The sequence below is a fragment of the Proteus penneri genome (assembly GCF_022369495.1).
Lineage (GTDB): Bacteria > Pseudomonadota > Gammaproteobacteria > Enterobacterales > Enterobacteriaceae > Proteus > Proteus penneri.
The window spans coordinates 3,225,445-3,245,754 of record NZ_CP059690.1 but is presented as its reverse complement, the minus strand read 5'-3'; the positions used below and the strand labels follow the sequence as shown (position 1 = coordinate 3,245,754).

Here is a 20,310-nt window from a genome sequence, read left to right as displayed (position 1 = left end):
ATCAATACTCCGTCTTTTTTAATTTCCTAAGTTGCTTTTGTGTCATTTGCATTTCTGCCCACCATGACTCAGGTGCTTCAATTTCACCACGATCATTAATGTATGGGCGAGGCAGGCCTTTTCGACGAGAAACTTCTGCCAATACTGGGTATCCACCTTCAAATAGCAGAATTTGTTGTTCTTCTTCTGTTAAGGTGCTCTCTGTTCGATTATACATACCCGCAGCCTGACGTTGGCGTTGTGCTTCATATAAAATTAAAGCACTGGCAACTGAAACATTCAGTGATTGCACCATCCCCATCATAGGAACAATGATATCTTGATCGGCAAGCGCTATCGCATCTTGTGAGATACCGGTTTTTTCCTGTCCCATAATAATACAAGTTGGGCGAGTGTAATCAATCTCACGAAAATCGACGGCTTTATCTGAGAGATGTGTCGCAAGAACTTGCATACCTTGAGTACGAAAGGCACCTACGGCATCAGTGATTGTGGGGTGTGTTTCTACATTAACCCAACTGTTACTTCCGGCTGCTGGTGATACGAGCATTCGCATTTTTTCTTCAGGCCAAATAGCATGAATTTTAGGAATACCCACGGCATCAGCTGTCCTTATAACAGCAGCCACATTATGGGATTTATGCACTTCTTCAAGGCAAATCGTCAGGTCAGGTTGCCGCATCGCCATCATTTGACAGATGCGGGCATATCGAATTGAATTCATGACTAGTTTTTATTACGGCTAACGCGCAGAACGTCTGGCATGATACGAAGTTTACGCATGATATTGGCTAATTGAATTCGGTCTTTTGCTGTTAAGCGAATAAAAGCACAATACACGCGACCATCTTTCTCTTCTGTATTCATACTTTGAATACTTGAATTTGCATCATTAATAGCTGCGGTTAAGTTTGCTAAAGCACCTTGGTGGTTAATCATATCGACTTTAATTTCAGTAATGAAATCGCTGTTGATCTCTTTGTCCCACTCGACAGGCATGAATTTTTCAGGCTCTTTTTGGTAACCACGAATATTACGACAAGACTCATGGTGAATAACTAAACCTTTACCCGGGCTAATATGTGCAACGATAGGATCTCCCGGAATAGGGCGACAACATTTAGCGAAGGAGATCAATACGCCATCAGCACCTTTAATTGGGAGTTTAGGTGGAGCATCATTGGTTGTTTCGGTTTGTGCGTTTTCATCTTGATTTTGACTATCAATCAATAAATTACGCGCAACAACAACGCTCATGGTATTACCTAAACCAATTTCAGCCATTAAGTCGTCGATTGAATGAAGTTTCATCCGTTTCAACTCACGCTCAATATTTTCTGCTGAAATATCAGCAAGCTTGTGCTCACCTAATGCGTGATTGAGTAAACGGCGACCTAAATTAATAGAGTCTTCACGTTTTAGGTTTTTCAGCAGTTGTCTAATTTTAGAGCGTGCTCTTGAACTGACGACAAAGTTTAGCCAAGCCGCATTTGGTCTTGCGCCTGGAGCAGTAATGATTTCAACCGTTTGTCCTGTGCGTAGCGATTGTGAAAGAGGATAAGGTTGTCTATCAACCCTTGCGCCCACGCAGGCATGGCCGATATCTGTGTGGACCGCATAAGCAAAATCGACAGGAGTCGCACCCGTTGGTAATTCAACAATGCGACCTTCTGGCGTGAAAACGTAGATTTCATCAGGAAAAAGATCGGATTTTACGTTTTCGATAAATTCAAATGAGCTACCCGCGCTTTGTTGCAATTCAAGTAGACTTTGCATCCAGCGTTGAGCTCTTACTTGTGCGGTTGTGCCCGGTTGTTCACCTTGCTCTTTATAAGCCCAATGCGCAGCAACCCCCATTTCAGCCATTTGATCCATATCTTCCGTACGAATTTGCACTTCAACGGGTACTCCATGAGGGCCAATTAGTGAGGTATGAAGAGATTGGTAGCCATTGGCTTTGGGGATGGCAATATAGTCTTTAACTCGACCGGGACGTGGTTTATAAAGACTGTGCATTTGCCCTAAAACCCGATAACAGGTATCGACTTCCTTCACAATAACGCGAAAGGCGTAAATATCCATGATCGAGTGAAAACGTTGCTCTTTTAACAACATTTTTCGATAGATAGAGTAAAGGTGTTTTTCGCGACCGTTAACTTTGCATTCGATATGCGCTTCCGTTAGGCGACCTTCAATTTCAGAGAGGATTTTATTAATCATCTCTTTACGATTGCCTCGAGCAGCTTTAACGACTTCTTTGATTACACGGTAACGATTAGGATGTAGCGCCTCGAAACCCAGCTCTTCAAGCTCTGTTTTGATATGGTGTATACCTAAACGGTGTGCAAGAGGACTGTAAATTTCGAGTGTTTCGCGAGCAATACGGCGACGTTTGTCTGGGCGTAATGATCCCAGAGTGCGCATATTGTGAGTTCGGTCTGCCAGTTTGATCAAAATGACGCGGATATCTTTTACCATCGCCATAATCATCTTACGGAAGTTTTCAGCCTGAGCCTCTTTTTTGTCTCTAAACTTCAATTTATCAAGTTTAGACACGCCTTCAACAAGATCGGCCACCGTACTACCAAATAGGTTTTCGATATCTTGGAAGGTTGCAGGAGTATCTTCGATAACATCATGCAATAGCGCCGCCATTAGCGTTTGGTGGTCTAATCGCATATCTGCAAGAATACACGCAACCGCAACAGGGTGAGTAATATAAGGCTCACCACTTGAACGAGTTTGCCCCTCGTGGGCATTTCGGGCGACGATAAAGGCTTTTTTAAGTTGTTCAACTTGCTCCGATGGCAAGTATTTTTGAACGATTTGATTCAGGCTTTCAAACAGGTACAAGGCAGACCTACCCCTATTTTATAAACGATTAACGACGACCTTCCGCAATCGCTGAAACAGCTTGTAATTCTGCTGCTTCTTGCTCTTGCTGCTCTTGACGTTCACGAGCATCAAGAATTTTACCGTTAATCAGGCCTTCTTCGATTTCACGTAGCGCGACAACAGTCATTTTATCATTTTCTTCTGGAACTAAAGGGTCTTTAGCGCCAACTTGTAGCTGACGCGCACGACGTGCTGCGACCAGAACAAGGTCAAAACGGTTACCAATTTTTTCTACAGCGTCTTGAACGGTTACGCGTGCCATATTTGTGTTACTCCACCATTAACGAAATGACTGGGCATAATACTGAAAGTTAACTCAGTCTGCCAATAATTTGCTGATTAAATCACCATGTCGTAGCGTTTGACGATCAAGGCGTAATTTTTCTGAACGAATAATTGATTGTAAATCAGCAAGCGCAGTATTGAAATCATCATTAATCAGCAAATAATCATACTCATTAAAATGTTCCATTTCCGATACAGCTTGTGACATACGTTTTGTAATCACTTCTTCGCTATCTTGGCCACGTCCACGAAGTCGGCGGTAAAGCTCTTCTTTTGACGGTGGCAGAATAAAAATACTGCGAGCTTCAGGCATCGCTTTACGCACTTGTTGTGCGCCTTGCCAATCAATATCTAAAAAGACATCAACACCACTGGCTAAAATTTCTTTGATAACTTTGCCTGATGTGCCGTAATAGTTACCAAAGACACAAGCATGTTCGAGGAAATCTCCGCTGTCTATCATGCTTTTAAATTCTTCTTCAGTAACAAAGAAGTAATGTTCACCATGGCTCTCTCCCGGTCGCATTGGGCGGGTTGTATGAGAGACAGAAACCTGCGTGTCATATAAAGGCTGTGTTTTTAACAGCGCTTGAATAAGACTTGATTTACCCGCACCGCTTGGGGCGGAAACAATATAAAGTGTTCCTTGGATCATGATGACTTTCTGAATTTGACTGGAGAATTAAGTATAAATACATGTTTAGGGAGTAAATCCCCCCATATAGTATACACATACAATGAATGACATACAGCGCCCATGTTTAATACAGAGCTATTTTTTTCTTATTACATTCTATTTTCTGAATATAGAAACAAGAGAAAAATTAAACTATGTCAATATTAACATACAATTAAAGGCTCAGTGATAGGAATTACCTTTTATCACAATAGCGAAAAGAGATTATATTTTGAGATACCCCACAGAATCAAAAAGAACCGCTGTCGTTAAAATAGCGATTCGTTAATCTTGATTCTCGTAATTAAAGACAGGTAGGCCCAATTTATAACGAATAGCGAGAAGTCGAGCTGTTAACCCAGCAATTAGGGTAATGATGATAATGACGTCTCTTGGTAACGGTGTATAAAACAGTAATCCCATATAAAGCCACGCAGCACCAAAAGCGATACCGGCATAAATTTCTTTTTGGAACACGAGAGGAATGGTATTACAAAGCATATCTCTTAATACACCGCCAAAAGCACCTGTAATCACTGCGGCAATAGCAGCAATAATTGGGCCATACTCCATATCGAGTGCGATTTGTGCGCCGATAATAGAGAAAACCATTAGACCGATGGCGTCTAGGATAAGAAAGAGTCGCTGTAAGTGTTTCATCATGGGAGCAACCCACATGGTGATAACAGCAGCACATGCAACAGTGACAATATATTCAGGATGTTTTACCCAACCGAGGGGGTAATGGCCCAGTAGAATGTCCCTGACAGAGCCACCACCAATGGCAGTTGCAGAGGCGATAATAATAACGCCAAAAACATCCATTTTACGACGACCAGCAGCAAGTGCACCGGTCATGGCTTCTGCAGTAATACCAATAATATAGAGAACACTAAGTAACATGATTTTCTAATTTTTTGACTATTTAGTGAGGGTAGAGTAATTACCTTGCGAAAAAGTCTCGACTGAATTTTTTTAGTGCCAGGTAAAATTAATTAGTTTTTATAATGTGGAAATTTATTTCCCGATAAGGATAAATATGTCTTTTCAGGAACACCAGATTACGTTTGATAGCCGTCATCATCAGTTAACCAATATAAATGTTTGGACGCCAGATAGCCAGTGGTTAGTCTATGATGTACGTCCCAATGGAGGATCTTTTACAGGTCTAACCATAGAAAAAATTCATGCGAAAACAAAACAGCAACAGATAATTTACACAGCAACACAAGGGGCACATGTTGGTGTGGCTACAGTATGCCCAATTGAGCCTGTGCGTTATGCTTTTATTCATGGACCTGAAAACCCAGATGATGAATGGCATTATGATTTTCATCATCGTCGCGGAGTGATTGTTGATGGATCAGAAAACAATCGTGCATTTAATATCGACGCTTGTTCGTTGACATCACCTTATCAGGCTGGTGCTTTACGTGGCGGTACGCATGTTCATGTTTTTAGTCCTGACGGCACGCGTTTAAGCTTTACATATAACGATCATATTATGCACGAACTGGGTGGCGAATATGATCAACGTAATGTGGCTGTTGCTGTGCCACTGAAAGCGATTAATGTTGTTAAAAAACACCCTCGTGAATATGACGGTGAATATTTTTGCACTGTCATAAGCCAAACTGTCGCTCATCCACAAAAGGGGAGCGATGAAATTAATAAAGCTTATGAAGAGTGTTGGGTTGGTACTCAGGGGTATACAAAGGCTGATGGTTCACAACAACGTTGGGCTATTGCATTTATTGGCGATACCGTCAGTGAAACGGGTGATAAAGTTTCTGATATTTTCTTAGTGGATTTACCGGATGATAATCAGGCTTTCAGTATTGAAGGTGATAAACCACTGGCAGGAACCGAGACAACAATGCCAGCAGTGGCTAAAGGTATTCATCAAGTTCGCCTAACAAATACCGCAAATAGAAAATATGCAGGTGTTTTAAATCAGCCTCGTCATTGGTTAAGAAGCTCCCCACAAGGTGATGCGATTGCTTTTTTAATGAAAGATGATAACGGTGTTGTGCAGTTATATACCGTCTCGCCAAGTACGAAAGAAATAAAGCAAGTTACCTCGCAGGATTGGGATATTCAGTCCGCCTTTACATGGAATAGTAACGGACAATATCTCACTTTTATTTGTGATAATAGTGTGATGTTATGTAATGCAAAAACGGGTGAACTAACGCGATTAACAGAAAAAACAGCACAAGCACCAAGTAGTGATGCTGTTGTATTCTCTCCTGATGATCAATATATCGCCTTTATGCGTGATGTTGATGGTTATCGTCAGATATTTACGGTAGAGACTGGATTGTAGTTATTATTCTAAAAATAGAGCCTGTATTATATAGGCTCTAAAAATAGAATGAATTAGATTATAAGTGACTTTTTGAGCAATCAAATTTACACGTCTCAGTGTAGCTCCGTTGGGTTTAATTTTGTTCCGCTCCCATTTTGATACACTCTCTTTTGTCATATTGAGTATTAAAGCAAGAGACGATTGCGGAATATTATTTTGTTCACGAATTCATTTTATATTTTCACCATTCATTGGAAAAAAAACCGGCATTGCTTTCACAATGCCGGTTTTGTGTTTTTTTGTATTTCTACAATTTATTGTAAAACAGAAATATCCGCGACTTTTAAGAACAGTTCACGCAATTGACTTAACATGGTTAAACGGTTGATACGAACCGCTTCGTCTTCATCCATTACCATAACTTTATCAAAGAAGTTATTGACCACATCACGTAATGATGCCAGTTCAACTAAGGCTTCTTGGTATTTGCGCTCTGCAAATAATGGCGCCAACTTATCTTGTAATACAGAAAGATTCGCCGCTAATTGAACTTCTTCTGGTGCTTTTAAGACGGAAGCTAAAACCGTGTCGTTTAGTTTTACGTTAGCAGATTTTGCTAAGATATTAGAAACACGTTTATTCGCTTCTGCTAACGCAGCGGCTTCCTCTAATGTGCGGAAATAAGTTACCGCTTTAACGCGAGCATTGAAGTCTGCAGGTTGTGTTGGGCGACGTGCTAATACAGCTTGAATAGTATCAATGCTGTAACCCAATTCTTGATACCAAGAACGGAAACGACCTAACATAAATTCAACCACATCACTGACGACATTTTTATTTGTCAGTTTTTCGCCGTAAAGGCGAACGGCTTCTTGCGTTAATTCTTCAATATCTAGCGGTAAATCTTGCTCAACGATAATACGTAAAACACCCAATGATGCGCGACGTAGAGCAAATGGATCTTTGTCCCCTTTCGGATGTTGACCAATACCGAAAATACCCGCAAGGGTATCCATCTTCTCTGCAATAGCGAGGGCGCTAGCAACAGGATTAGACGGTAATTCATCACCTGCGAAACGAGGCTGATATTGTTCTTTCAATGCAACCGCAACTTCTTCGGCTTCACCATCATGACGTGCATAATGCATACCCATAACACCTTGGGTATCTGTGAATTCGAACACCATATTGGTCATTAAGTCACATTTTGACAGTAAACCTGCACGGGTTGCTTTATTAACATCAGTACCCATTTTACCTGCGATAAAGCCAGCTAATGCCTGAATACGGTCGGTTTTATCACGCAGTGTGCCTAAATCTTTCTGGAATAATACGGTTTCAAGGCGCGGCAAGTTATCTTCTAAACGTTGTTTACGGTCAGTTTTAAAGAAGAACTCAGCATCCGCTAAGCGAGGGCGTACCACTTTTTCGTTACCACTAATGATCTGTTGTGGATCCGAAGATTCAATATTAGTGACGAAAATAAAGTTAGGTAACAATCCACCTTGTTTATCATAAACAGGGAAGTATTTTTGGTCACCTTTCATGGTGTAAACCAGTGCTTCAGCAGGCACTTCAAGGAATTTTTCCTCAAATTTTGCTGTTAGTACAACTGGCCATTCAACCAATGAAGTGACTTCTTCCACTAAGCTATCGCTTAAATCTGCGATACCACCGAGTTTTTCAGCGGCAAGGCGAGCATCATGAAGAATAATTGATTTACGCGTTTCGTAATCAGCAATCACTTTTCCGCGTTCATAAAGAATTTCAGGATACTGATCTGCGTTATCAATAGTGAATTCAGCTTCACCCATAAAGCGATGACCACGAATAACGCGATCGCTTTGGATACCTAAAATTTCACCATCAATAACAGTATCACCTAATAATAAAGTGACGGTATGAACAGGACGTACAAAGTGAGTTTCTTTATCGCCCCAGCGCATTAATTTTGGAATTGGTAATTTTGATAATGCAGTGCTTACCATGCCAATCAGTAATTGGTTAACCGCTTCACCTTTTACTTCTGCACGATAAAATAACCATTCGCCTTTATCTGTTGATAAGCGTTCTGCTTGGTCAACAGTAATGCCATTGCCTCTTGCCCAACCTTCAGCCGCTTTGGTTGGTTTACCTTCAGCATCAAATGCTTGAGCAATTGCAGGGCCACGTTTTTCGATGGTTCTATCTGCTTGTGATTTCGCCATATTAGCGACTTTAATGGCTAAACGGCGAGGTGCTGCAAACCAAGATACATCACCATGAGTGATATTGGCGTTGTCCAGCTCTGCAGTAAAATTAGCAGCAAAAGATTCGGCTAAAGAACGAAGCGCTTTCGGCGGTAATTCTTCTGTGCCGATTTCCACGAGGAAAGTCTCAGTTGTCATGATAGCCTCTTACTTTTTACACATAGGGAAACCAAGCGCTTCACGAGAAGCATAATATGCTTCAGCAACCGCTTTGGTTAAAGTACGGATACGTAAAATATAACGCTGACGCTCTGTTACAGAGATAGCTTTACGTGCATCCAATAGATTAAAAGTGTGTCCTGCTTTTAAAATACGTTCATAGGCAGGTAGAGGCAGAGGTTTTTCTAATTCTAACAACTCACGAGCTTCTTTTTCATATTGCTCAAAGCAAGAGAATAAGAAGTCTACATCTGCGTATTCAAAATTATAAGTTGATTGTTCAACTTCGTTTTGATGATAGATATCGCCATAGGTGGTTTTACCTAATGGGCCATCACACCAAACTAAGTCATAAACGCTATCAACACCTTGAATATACATGGCAAGACGTTCTAAGCCGTAAGTGATTTCACCTGTAACCGGTTTACACTCTAATCCACCCACTTGTTGGAAATAGGTAAACTGCGTGACTTCCATGCCGTTGAGCCAAACTTCCCAGCCTAAGCCCCAAGCACCCAGTGTTGGGTTTTCCCAGTTATCTTCCACAAAACGAATATCATGGATTGTAGGATCCAAACCTAACTCTCTTAATGAGCCAAGATAAAGCTCCTGAATATTATCAGGCGATGGCTTAATGATAACTTGGAATTGGTAATAGTGCTGTAAACGGTTAGGGTTTTCACCGTAACGTCCGTCTGTTGGACGACGTGAAGGCTGTACATAAGCCGCAGCGATAGGCTCTGGGCCTAATGCTCGTAAACAAGTCATTGGATGTGATGTGCCTGCGCCCACTTCCATATCTAATGGTTGGACAATGGTACAGCCCTGGCGAGCCCAGTAATCCTGTAATGTCAGGATAAGACCTTGAAAGGTTTTGGTATCAAACTTTTGCATGTTATATCCGCATGGCGATACATAGAATAAAAAGAAAGGTTTCAGTATACCTTCTAGACGAAAGATATACAGCAAGGAATGCGGGCAATTTTCCCTCGATCAAAAAAATAATCCTTTAATTGACTTTATGACTATGCTCAAAGAATTAGATTGAATTTTTTTTACCTATTTACATGTATATTTATACAGTATATAAGTGATGCTATTGAAAGTTATTGATAACAAGGAATGAGTGAATGAGTAAACAACGCTGCGATTGGGTAACCAATGATCCTGAATATTTGGCATATCACGACGATGAATGGGGAAAACCTGAACGAGATAAATACAAGCTTTTCGAAATGATTTGCCTTGAAGGCCAACAAGCTGGGCTATCTTGGTATACCGTACTCAAAAAAAGAGAAGGTTATCGTCGCTGTTTCTTTGGTTTTTCACCTGAAAAAATTGCCAAAATGACAGAGAAAGATGTCGAAGCTTTATTACAAGATCCCGCTATTATCCGTCATCAAGGAAAAATTAACGCCATTATTAATAACGCGCGTGTTTTTATAGCAATGGAAGAGCAAGCTGAGGATTTTAGCCAGTTTATTTGGCAATTTGTTGATAATAAACCAATTGTTAATCAGTGGGATGATATATCCCAAGTACCTGCGTCCACTGAAATCTCAGATAAAATGGCAAAAACGTTAAAGAAAAAAGGTTTTAAATTTGTTGGTACAACAACTTGCTACGCTTTTATGCAAGCCGTTGGTATGGTGAATGACCATATTCTCTCCTGTTTTTGTCGCCAAGAAGAGAGTAAAAACACCAATAAAAATTAAAATGTGGGTTGAGTTATCTTTAATTTAAGAAATTATTGGTTTTATATTTCAATATTTAAATCTGTATTAATATTCCTATTTTATCATTTCCATTATAACTATTGATGCAGATTAAAGCTCGCGGTATGGTATTTCTTAACGAGAAAGCAACATAGAAGATACCTGCAAAGATGACTCAATTATCACAATTCGGGCAAAAATTTGCTCAGCACTCAGGCATTGCTCGCTTGATGCAAGATTTAAATGAAGGAATACGGACACCGGGTGCCGTGATGTTGGGAGGTGGTAATCCTGCGCATATTCCTGAAATGGACAACTATTTTCGTCAATTACTTAAAGAGATGACAGAAAATGGTACGTTAAGTGATGCAGTTTGTAACTATGATGGTCCGCAAGGCAAAGATGCTATGTTACAAGCGTTGGCGACATGCTTAAAAGAGAAGCTGGGTTGGAATATTTCGGCGAAAAACATTGCATTAACCAATGGTAGCCAAAGTGCTTTTTTCTACCTGTTTAATTTATTAGGTGGCACAACTAAAGATGGGAAAAAACGAAAAATTCTTTTCCCTATAGCGCCTGAATACATTGGTTATACTGATTCTGGATTAGAAGAAGATCTGTTTGTTGCGAATAAGCCAACAATAGAAATGTTGCCGAATGGGCAATTTAAATATCATGTGGATTTTGCTCATCTTGAAATTAGTGATGATATTGCGGCTATTTGTGTTTCAAGACCAACAAACCCAACGGGTAATGTGATTACAGATGACGAAGTTGAAAAGCTAGAGATTTTAGCTAAACGACATAATATTCCTCTGATTATAGATAATGCTTACGGTGTTCCTTTTCCGGGTATTATTTTTACTCAAGCAACACCTCGTTGGAATGACAATACTATTCTCTGTATGAGTCTGTCTAAACTAGGTTTACCGGGGGCACGTTGTGGCATTATTATTGCCAATGAAGAACTGATTTCAGCCATTACAAATGTTAACGGCATTATTAGTCTCGCACCTGGTGGAATTGGACCAGCAATGGCATTAGAAATGTTAAAACGCGATGATTTAATGCGGTTATCTCAAGATGTGATAGGGCCTTTTTATCATCAACGAGTACTTGAAACTATTAATATTATTCGTCGTTATTTACCTGAAGAGCGTTGTCTTATTCATAAGCCTGAAGGTGCGATATTTTTATGGCTTTGGTTTAAAGATTTACCGGTTTCTTGTGAAGAGCTTTACCGTCGTTTGAAAAAACGTGGTGTATTAATGGTGCCGGGACATTACTTCTTTCCGGGATTAGAAGATTCATGGGATCATGCTCATCAATGTATGAGAATGAATTATGTACCAGAGCCTGAATTGATAGAGAAAGGAATAAAAATTCTGGCTGAAGAAATCGAGAACATCTATCAGCCAGTGAATATCTAATAAAAATGCCCCTTCAGCGAGAAGAAGGGGCAAAGACAATAACGAGGACTTTTGAGCATAAGTTTGACGGAAAGAAATTGATTACTAAAAATTTAGTAATCCGTCTCAATCTAAATTTCTTAGCACGAGAACTATTAAAACAGACATTTATAAAATCTATGGCTTAAATAAGGGCTATTCATTGCCTTAATTATCACTCTGCTAAGCTAAATATAGATTTTGATAACAACTTCGGTTCAATTATTTAATATATTTATTATTTTCACTACAAAGTCCATATAATCAGTGCCATTAATTGTGGTGTTATGATGCGTAAAAACATAGCCAAGGGATAAACTGTAGCATAGGAAAGTGAGGCTGCCCCACTTGAGCTATGAATTGAATTTGCGAAGGCTAATGCAGGCGGATCTGTCATTGAACCTGCTAACATTCCACAGAGGCTTAAATAATTAAGTTTAAAGAAGACTCTGGCGATCACCCCAACAATCAATAGCGGTAATAACGTAATCAAAATGCCGTAGCCAATCCAACTCAAGCCTTGACCATCAATTAATGTTTCGACAAATTCACCGCCAGAGTTTAATCCTACCACCGCAAGAAACATGACAATACCGAGCTCTCGCAATGCCAAGTTAGCACTTGGAGGCATAAACCAATAGAGTTTACCAAATGTACCAATACGTCCTAAAATTAAGGCAACAACAAGGGGACCACCAGCTAATCCCAGTTTAAGTGCCACAGGAATACCAGGAATAAAAATAGGAATAGAGCCAAGTAAAACCCCTAAACCGATACCAATAAAAACAGGAAGCATTTGAACTTGTTCTAATTTCTGACGAGCGTTACCTAACAGGGCTGTAATGGCTTCAATAGACTCAGGGCGCCCAACGACATTAAGAATATCCCCGAACTGTAACATACTATTATTGCTTGGAATAAGTTCGATACCCGCGCGGTTCAATCGAGTCACGACAACATCGTATTTTCTTTTAAGATCCAGATCTTTTAAACGCTTACTGAGAACGGAATCATTTGTTACAACGATCCGTACTGATTGCAATAAATTTGTTGATGTTGAAAGTGAAGCATCGACCTCTTCACCAAGTACTAGGCGTACTTTATTGAGATCTTCTTTTGAACCCACAATATGCAGTAAATCTCCCAACTGAATAATTGTTGATGGCATCGGTACCATAATATTATCTCCACGCTTTAAGCGAGAGCAGACAATGGCATCTTCATTGAGCAGAGGAATATCTTGCATTAATAAGCCATCTAGATTGGGGTTTTTAATTGCAATATTAATGGTATGTAGTGCATCTTTAGTGTTGTTTTGTTGGTTGCTAAAGGCTTTTGCTTCTTCATCAATGTTGATTTTAAAGAACACACGAATAAGCCACATGACTAGCAGAATGCCACAGATCCCCATAGGGTAAGCCATGGCATAGCCCATCCCCATTTGTCCCACTGATGCTGGGTCGACATGCAGATCAGTCAGTATTTGTTGTCCTGCCCCTAAAGAAGGGGTATTGGTAACCGCACCAGAAAAAATACCCAAAATAATAGGTAAAGGAACATCAAATAGATGATAAATAGACGCGGTTATGATTGAACCAAGAAGAATAATTAGGATAGCAAAGGCGTTTAGTTTTAAGCCCGAAACACGTAGTGAGGAGAAAAAACCAGGACCGACTTGGATACCAATAGTATAAACGAAAAGGATAAGCCCAAATTCTTGAATAAAATGAAGAGTTTGTGCATTAAGTAAGAAATTATAGCGCTGAGCAAAGTGGCCAATAATAATTCCACCAAAAAGAACACCGCCTATTCCTAGGCTAACCCGATAAATTTTGATATTGCCAATCCAAAGACCTAGAGCGCCTGCTAATGACAACATCACCATTGTTAATGCAATATCACTCATAAAAAAGATCCTGTACCCAAAAAATAAAAAAAGAAGAAATTTGAGCTAAAACGATAAACCTATTTTGGCAAAGAATAATGAAAGTCGCTGTGTCTTATCGCACAGATTCAACATATATAGAGATCAAACTAACAAGAAAGATAAATATAGCGTTAAAGTGTTAATTTAAAATAATGAAGGTTGAATTTTAATATCATCAAAACATAATCATTAATAATATTATTATGATTTTTTTAATTAGAGAAAATGAAACTTTCTTACACTAGAACTATTTATTTACTGACTAAAAAATTAAGCTTTTTTATATCATCTTTCTCTTGTCCTGTAAGAGAAAACAGGTTTAACTATATGATAAAAAGCGTTGATTACAGCTCTCGTTTTATAGGTGCCCTATGATATTCAGAACGACAAGTAAAAATTTAACATTAGTTACATTTTTGACGACATTACTGACAGGTTGCTCAAGTGTTATGACTCATGCTGGCCCGAATAAAGAACTTTATTCAGGGACAAAAAATAACATGACAATGTTAAAAGATGATGAAACCGGATGGGCAATGAAGCCACTGGTTATTCTCGATTTCCCTTTTAGTGCCGTATTAGATACTTTATTATTACCATATGATTATTATACTCAAGGTGATGATAAAAGTGATAATTCACCTAAGGAACGTATAAAAAGATTGGAAAATACAACTGCGAATAATAATCATGAAAATAAGAATTAATATAAAAATTAATGACTAAATAATAAATAAGTAATTATATTTAGTCATTATCTATTTGATTATTTATGTAAAGCTGTTTCTTCTTTAGGGCCAAACATTTTATTCAAACTATTAAGCTCTTGCATTTCCTTGTCACATATAACTTTTTGTTCTGCTTGAGGTGCTGTCATTATCTGCTTTTTGCTTTGCTCGAAGTTAGCCTTAATCTCCGGCATATTATGTTTTAGATCTTCTCTTTCAGAAATGTACTGAATAAATTTATCCGCTTCTTTAAAGTACACTCGGCAAGCATGAACTGTAGATGCTTGAGCTGGAAGTGTGATTGACAATAAAAGTAATGCGACACCCAACCAACATTGTTTCATTCTCTAAATTACCCACCTTATTTGACATAATCGAATTATATAAAAAGTACACTAATTAGACGATAATAATTAAGAATAAATTTGTTATTTTTTTTCATATTTTATAGATAACGTAAAGAAAGCCATAGTAAAGCGAAGAAAGAAAGCTAAGCTTGTTACAGTAACGCTAAAAATCACCTCTTGTTTATGATAAAAAAGTTAAAAATCAACTATTTTGGTCGAAAACCGTACGAACAGTCAGGTGATACTAAAAAAGTATTGACGGAGTGGGTTTCTGGCAGTAAGATGCACCTCGTTTTCGGCGAGTAGCGCAGCCTGGTAGCGCAACTGGTTTGGGACCAGTGGGTCGGAGGTTCGAATCCTCTCTCGCCGACCATATTAAGAAACCCCGCTTTTAAAGCGGGGTTTTGTCGTTTTGGGCATCTCTTCATCAATCATCTCTTTTTACTTTCTGATAGATAGGCATGGTTGCATTATTGGCACCTATGTAGGTAAAAGACGTTTTTTATAAATCTTTTTTGTTTCTCTTTACATATACATAACACTCCTATTCCCTGTATAAGAGTGTAAATTGAATGCGTATTGAGTTGTCTATTCTAATCTACTGTATTTTATGGTGTTGTGCCTTTTTCTCTGTAGCGAATGAAAGTCATATTGATCTTTCCGTACCAGTAGATTTACCAACAGAGACACAACTTAGAGATGACTTACTACAACAAAATGACAGTGTCTCTTTAGTGAATTTAGCGCAACAAAATAAAATGGAGTTTGTCACGCCTTCTTTGCCATGTTTTTCAATCAAACAGGTAAAAATTCATCATTTGGAGGAGTTTTCTTCTCCATCATTACAACGCCAAGTGGCGAAATGGCAAGCAGCATTAATAGGGCATTGTCATTCGCAATCATTATTAGAACAAGATATCAATATTCTTAATGCGATGCTTTATGATGCTGGCTATGTGACGAGTGAAGTGGGTAACGTTGATCTTTATGCTGATGACGAGGTATTGGATATCACATTAAATGTCGGGAAAGTACAAGACATTGTTTCTAAAACGTCGACAGATAAACACTATTTGATCTCACAGGCGATGCCTATAAAAAAAGGCGATATTTTAAATATTAAAGATATTGAACAGGGCGCTGAAAATTTCAAAACCATTCCTAAAAGTAATGTCAAAATTCAGATAGAACCATCATCAAAAGAAAATGAGTCAATTATTTCTCTTTCTCAAGTTGGAAAAAGGACAGTCGCAGGCTCGGTATCGATTGATAATAAAGAGCAAAAAATTTACGGAGATCTATTTGGTACGACAAGGTTAAGCTTTGGTAATTTAGCGCAACTTAATGACACATTAATGGTTATTCTTTCAAGTCAACTTGATACCTTAAAATCAAGAGGTATCAAAAAGCAGATCTTTTTATGGCAGGTACCTTATCATTATTGGCGTGCGACATTATTTGGTTATAACATTGGATCAAACCGTAGAATATCGGAAACGACAAAAAAGTTACAAAAAACGCGTCAACAACTTCTTTCCTTTGAGATCCAGCGCCAGTTTAGACCCTCAACGCAGCGTACAGTGACTTTAAAAGGGGGAATTCAGTATTACACTTACCGAAATGAAATGTCAGGCTATCGCTTATCAGTACATGAGCGTCGTAGCCCTTATGTTAATGCGGGTATTGAGCAAAATTATCGTTTTATGAGAGGGGGTTATCTTAATACTAAATTTAATTATAAGCAGAGCGTTTTTATTCCTGGCGCTAAACTTTCTCCGATAGATTCGCTTAATGGTGTGCCAATTTTTAATATTAATTTAGAAGCGTTAATTCCTTTTAAAATTAATTCACAGTTATTTTTTTATCAGCCAGAAATACTGTTTCAACTAACTCGATCGGATATTGATGGGTTACTTGATAAAGCAAATATCGGCGGTTTATATAGTGTGTATGGTTTTGAGTCAGGCAAAGGTTATTCTGATGCAAATCAGTTTGTTTCCCGACACAAGGTCACTTGGCTTACACCCTTTAATAACCAAATGCTATTCTCTGCAATAGATTATGGTTCCGTCTCTGAAGAGAGAAAAAACGTTTTTTATAATAAAAATAAATATTTGATTGGTGCAGCAACAGGGCTAGAAGGAAGCTTTAAACAGCTGAGTTATCAGTTAATATGGAGCATACCGTTATCGGCCCCTTCTAGTAGAAAAGCAACAGGATCACAGTTTAATTTCAACGCCCAATTTAACTTCTGATTTTGGTGGTTTATCTTATATTTTTTACTATTGATTTTGTAAATCATTTGATAAATAACTATATATTATTGGCTTATATAGCATTCTAGTAGTTAAAAAGAGAAAAAGGCATTTTTCTCTTTTTAAGTTAGCTTAGTATTGCACTGATTATCTTCTATGTGTGGTGTTATTTTTTAGGGCTAACAGAATAAATCATCCATTTCTTTGTTTCATTTCAATATATTCGTTTAATATTTAAGCGTTCAATCACAAATTATGGCTTTTTTTAAAACAGTTATTTCACTTAAGGATTTTTTAATATGTGGTTTTTTTGACTAGATATTAGCCAGATACTTATTTTTTTATTCTGAGTTTGTTCGATATTTGTTTCATTTGTGTTTATAAAGAGTTCTTTTTACCTTCTAATGCCTTATTGACGTAAGGGAATACAGTTGGTTAATTGAACAATGACAAAATAAAAAGGTATTCCGTTTTTAAATAGGAAACCAAAACACAACAGAACAATTTCGGAGAGTAATGATGAAAAGCTCCAAAAAACAGACAGGAATTTTGACCGCCACAATTGGATTGCTTGCATTCGCTGTTTCTGCGGGTGTACAGGCCAAAACATTGGTGTATTGCTCTGAAGGTTCACCTGAAGGATTTAACCCTCAGTTATTTACCTCTGGAACAACCTATGACGCAAGTTCAGTGCCTATTTATAACCGTTTAGTTGAATTTAAACTGGGTACAACAGAAATTATTCCGGGCTTAGCTGAAAGCTGGGATGTGAGCGATGATGGAAAAGTGTATACCTTCCATTTGCGTAAAGGGGTGAATTGGCATAGTAGTAAGACCTTTAAGCCTACCCGTGAATTTAATGCGGATGACGTGATGTACACGTTTATGCGTCAAATGGACCCAAAACATCCTTACCATAAAGTTTCTGGCGGAAGTTATGAATACTTCTCAGGAATGGATATGAACAACATGATCGAGAAGATCGAGAAAGTTGATGATCATACCGTTCGTTTTGTTCTAACTCGTTCAGAAGCCCCTTTTATTGCTGATATGGCGATGGACTTTGCATCCATATTATCTGCTGAATATGCGGATAATATGATGAAAGCAGGTACACCTGAGAAAGTAGATCTCGAGCCTATCGGTACAGGGCCTTTTCAATTACAGCAATATCAAAAAGATTCTCGTATTCTTTATAAAGCCAATGACCAATATTGGGGTAAAAAACCAGATATTGACCGTTTAGTCTTCTCTATTACACCTGATGCCTCTGTACGATATGCAAAACTGCAAAAAGGTGAGTGTCAGGTAATGCCTTTCCCAAATCCTGCTGATATTGAGAAGATGAAACAAAATAGCGATATCAATTTGTTAGAACAACCCGGTTTAAATGTGGGTTATATCTCGTTTAACGTCGAGAAAAAACCACTGGATAACCAAAAAGTTCGCCAAGCATTAAGTATGGCTGTGAATAAAGACGCCATTATTGAAGCGGTTTATCAAGGTGCTGGCCAGAAAGCGAAAAATCTTATTCCACCAACAATGTGGGGTTATAACGATGATATCGTCGATTATGAATATAATCCTGAAAAAGCTAAAGCACTGCTAAAAGAAGCGGGCCTTGCTGATGGCTTTACCATCGATTTATGGGCAATGCCAGTACAACGTCCTTATAATCCAAATGCACGTCGTATGGCTGAAATGGTACAAGCGGATTGGGAAAAAATTGGCGTTAAAACCAAAATAGTAAGTTACGAGTGGGGTGAATATCTCAAACGTGCTAAATCCGGTGAACACCAAGCGGTTATGATGGGTTGGACAGGCGATAACGGGGATCCAGATAACTTCTTCGCTACGCTATTTAGTTGTGCAGCAAAAGAGCAAGGTTCGAACTATTCAAAATGGTGCTATAAGCCATTTGAAGATCTGATCCAACCAGCACGGATCACCGCCGATCACGACAAACGTGTTGAACTCTACAAACAAGCTCAAGTTGTGATGCATGATCAAGCACCTGCTCTAATTATTGCTCACTCGACTGTTTATGAACCAGTGAGTAAAAAAGTAGAAAACTACGTGGTTGATCCATTAGGCAAACATCACTTCGAGAATGTCTCTCTTAAATAAGAGCAATACCTAATTGTTGGGTTGCTTTAAGTACGGTGTCTTTCTTGATGAAAGACACCGCTATTCAATAATAACGAATACATTCAGTACACTGTGAGCGCAGAGGACTTTCCTCTGATTTATCAGCGCTATCTTTTAGCTGATGTTTGAAAAGAGAATTAGGATATGCTGCAATTTATCCTTCAACGTTTGGGACTTGTGATCCCTACGTTTATCGGAATTACATTACTGACGTTTATTTTCGTTCATCTTATTCCCGGTGATCCGGTCATGATTATGGCGGGTGAGCGTGGACTTTCTCCAGAACGACATGCTTATTTAATGGCAGAATTAGGCTTGGATAAGCCGTTATGGCAACAATACCTCAATTACCTAAATGGTATTTTTCATGGTGATTTGGGTATTTCGTTAAAAAGCCGCATTCCCGTCTGGGATGAATTTTTACCACGTTTTAAAGCCACTTTAGAACTTGGCGTTTGTGCCATGATCTTCGCGGTTTCAGTCGGTATTCCCGTAGGTGTTTTAGCTGCGGTGAAACGTGGCTCTATTTTTGATCATACTGCGATTAGTGTGTCATTAGCCGGTTATTCTATGCCCATCTTCTGGTGGGGGATCATGTTAATCATGTTAGTGTCTGTAAAATTAGACTTAACCCCTGTTTCTGGCCGCCTCGCTGATAGTGTCTTTTTAGATGACAGTAATCCTCTTACCGGATTTATGCTAATTGATACCTTTATTTGGGGTGAAGAAGGGGATTTTATTGATGCTATCCATCACATTATTTTACCTGCCATTGTATTAGGAACCATTCCTTTAGCTGTGATAGTGCGTATGACACGTTCTTCAATGCTTGAAGTATTAGGTGAAGATTATATTCGTACTGCTAGAGCAAAAGGCTTAAGTCGTGCTCGTGTTATTCTTATCCACGCACTACGCAATGCGATGTTACCTGTTGTCACTGTAATTGGATTACAAGTTGGGACAATGCTGGCTGGCGCAATCTTAACAGAAACCATCTTCTCATGGCCGGGATTAGGGCGCTGGTTAATTGATGCCTTACAACGACGAGATTACCCCGTAGTTCAAGGTGGTGTGCTGTTAATTGCAACGATGATTATTTTTGTCAATCTGTTGGTTGATGTTCTTTATGGCATTGTGAATCCACGTATTCGCCATAAAAAATAAGGAATG

17 protein-coding genes and 1 tRNA gene are annotated in these 20,310 nt (G+C 38.8%); 8 read left to right on the top strand and 10 right to left on the bottom strand.

Going from position 1 to position 20,310, the window contains the following annotated elements:
- Nucleotide 1: 1 nt before the first annotated feature.
- The 5 genes from trmH to H1225_RS14580 form a co-directional block, all read right to left on the bottom strand.
- Nucleotides 2-724, bottom strand: a complete 723-nt coding sequence (gene trmH, locus H1225_RS14600) for a tRNA (guanosine(18)-2'-O)-methyltransferase TrmH (protein WP_109848001.1) — start codon at nucleotides 722-724, stop codon at nucleotides 2-4.
- Nucleotides 725-726: 2 nt separating this feature from the next.
- Nucleotides 727-2,853, bottom strand: coding sequence for a bifunctional GTP diphosphokinase/guanosine-3',5'-bis pyrophosphate 3'-pyrophosphohydrolase (gene spoT / locus H1225_RS14595; protein WP_109395897.1), 2,127 nt, complete (start codon nucleotides 2,851-2,853; stop codon nucleotides 727-729).
- Nucleotides 2,854-2,881: 28 nt separating this feature from the next.
- On the bottom strand, nucleotides 2,882-3,157 hold the full coding sequence (rpoZ, locus tag H1225_RS14590; protein ID WP_006534607.1) for a DNA-directed RNA polymerase subunit omega: 276 nt from the start codon (nucleotides 3,155-3,157) through the stop codon (nucleotides 2,882-2,884).
- Between the two features lie 54 nt (nucleotides 3,158-3,211).
- Nucleotides 3,212-3,835: a guanylate kinase gene (gmk, locus tag H1225_RS14585; protein WP_006534608.1), complete on the bottom strand. Its 624-nt coding sequence runs from the start codon at nucleotides 3,833-3,835 to the stop codon at nucleotides 3,212-3,214.
- Between the two features lie 306 nt (nucleotides 3,836-4,141).
- Entirely contained in the window at nucleotides 4,142-4,759 is a 618-nt protein-coding gene (locus H1225_RS14580) for a trimeric intracellular cation channel family protein (RefSeq protein WP_006534609.1), read from the bottom strand.
- A 136-nt stretch (nucleotides 4,760-4,895) separates the two neighbouring features.
- Between H1225_RS14580 and H1225_RS14575 the strand changes: the two genes are divergently transcribed.
- Nucleotides 4,896-6,182, top strand: coding sequence for a YidR family protein (locus H1225_RS14575; protein ID WP_109848000.1), 1,287 nt, complete (start codon nucleotides 4,896-4,898; stop codon nucleotides 6,180-6,182).
- Between the two features lie 3 nt (nucleotides 6,183-6,185).
- Here the strand turns inward: H1225_RS14575 and H1225_RS14570 are convergent, their stop codons facing one another.
- The 3 genes from H1225_RS14570 to glyQ form a co-directional block, all read right to left on the bottom strand.
- Nucleotides 6,186-6,341, bottom strand: coding sequence for a helix-turn-helix domain-containing protein (locus tag H1225_RS14570; RefSeq protein ID WP_006534612.1), 156 nt, complete (start codon nucleotides 6,339-6,341; stop codon nucleotides 6,186-6,188).
- Between the two features lie 137 nt (nucleotides 6,342-6,478).
- Nucleotides 6,479-8,551 carry a glycine--tRNA ligase subunit beta gene (glyS, locus tag H1225_RS14565; protein ID WP_006534613.1) on the bottom strand — a complete coding sequence of 691 codons (2,073 nt, stop codon included), beginning with the start codon at nucleotides 8,549-8,551 and terminating at the stop codon, nucleotides 6,479-6,481.
- A 9-nt stretch (nucleotides 8,552-8,560) separates the two neighbouring features.
- Entirely contained in the window at nucleotides 8,561-9,466 is a 906-nt protein-coding gene (glyQ, locus tag H1225_RS14560) for a glycine--tRNA ligase subunit alpha (protein ID WP_004246832.1), read from the bottom strand.
- 236 nt (nucleotides 9,467-9,702) lie between these two features.
- Between glyQ and H1225_RS14555 the strand changes: the two genes are divergently transcribed.
- Nucleotides 9,703-10,287 (top strand): DNA-3-methyladenine glycosylase I, encoded by a 585-nt coding sequence (locus H1225_RS14555; RefSeq protein ID WP_239739208.1) that lies wholly within the window; start codon nucleotides 9,703-9,705, stop codon nucleotides 10,285-10,287.
- 170 nt (nucleotides 10,288-10,457) lie between these two features.
- Nucleotides 10,458-11,717, top strand: coding sequence for a valine--pyruvate transaminase (locus H1225_RS14550; protein WP_072064833.1), 1,260 nt, complete (start codon nucleotides 10,458-10,460; stop codon nucleotides 11,715-11,717).
- Nucleotides 11,718-11,982: 265 nt separating this feature from the next.
- On the opposite strand, the gene H1225_RS14545 is transcribed toward H1225_RS14550, so the two are convergent.
- Entirely contained in the window at nucleotides 11,983-13,641 is a 1,659-nt protein-coding gene (locus tag H1225_RS14545) for a putative transporter (protein ID WP_161748153.1), read from the bottom strand.
- A gap of 392 nt (nucleotides 13,642-14,033) precedes the next feature.
- Between H1225_RS14545 and H1225_RS14540 the strand changes: the two genes are divergently transcribed.
- Nucleotides 14,034-14,369: a YceK/YidQ family lipoprotein gene (locus H1225_RS14540; protein ID WP_072064830.1), complete on the top strand. Its 336-nt coding sequence runs from the start codon at nucleotides 14,034-14,036 to the stop codon at nucleotides 14,367-14,369.
- 59 nt (nucleotides 14,370-14,428) lie between these two features.
- Here H1225_RS14540 and H1225_RS14535 read toward each other — a convergent pair whose 3' ends face one another.
- On the bottom strand, nucleotides 14,429-14,734 hold the full coding sequence (locus tag H1225_RS14535; protein WP_006534621.1) for a DUF5339 family protein: 306 nt from the start codon (nucleotides 14,732-14,734) through the stop codon (nucleotides 14,429-14,431).
- A 299-nt stretch (nucleotides 14,735-15,033) separates the two neighbouring features.
- On the opposite strand from H1225_RS14535, the gene H1225_RS14530 reads away from it, so the two are divergent.
- From H1225_RS14530 to dppB, 4 genes are all read left to right on the top strand, one after another.
- Nucleotides 15,034-15,110 (top strand) — tRNA-Pro (locus H1225_RS14530).
- Between the two features lie 199 nt (nucleotides 15,111-15,309).
- On the top strand, nucleotides 15,310-16,992 hold the full coding sequence (locus tag H1225_RS14525; protein WP_109847997.1) for a ShlB/FhaC/HecB family hemolysin secretion/activation protein: 1,683 nt from the start codon (nucleotides 15,310-15,312) through the stop codon (nucleotides 16,990-16,992).
- Between the two features lie 519 nt (nucleotides 16,993-17,511).
- On the top strand, nucleotides 17,512-19,119 hold the full coding sequence (gene dppA, locus H1225_RS14520; RefSeq protein ID WP_161724007.1) for a dipeptide ABC transporter periplasmic-binding protein DppA: 1,608 nt from the start codon (nucleotides 17,512-17,514) through the stop codon (nucleotides 19,117-19,119).
- A 165-nt stretch (nucleotides 19,120-19,284) separates the two neighbouring features.
- Complete coding sequence (gene dppB, locus H1225_RS14515) at nucleotides 19,285-20,304, top strand: dipeptide ABC transporter permease DppB (protein ID WP_072064823.1); 1,020 nt, start codon at nucleotides 19,285-19,287, stop codon at nucleotides 20,302-20,304.
- The last annotated feature ends 6 nt before the right edge of the window (nucleotides 20,305-20,310 follow it).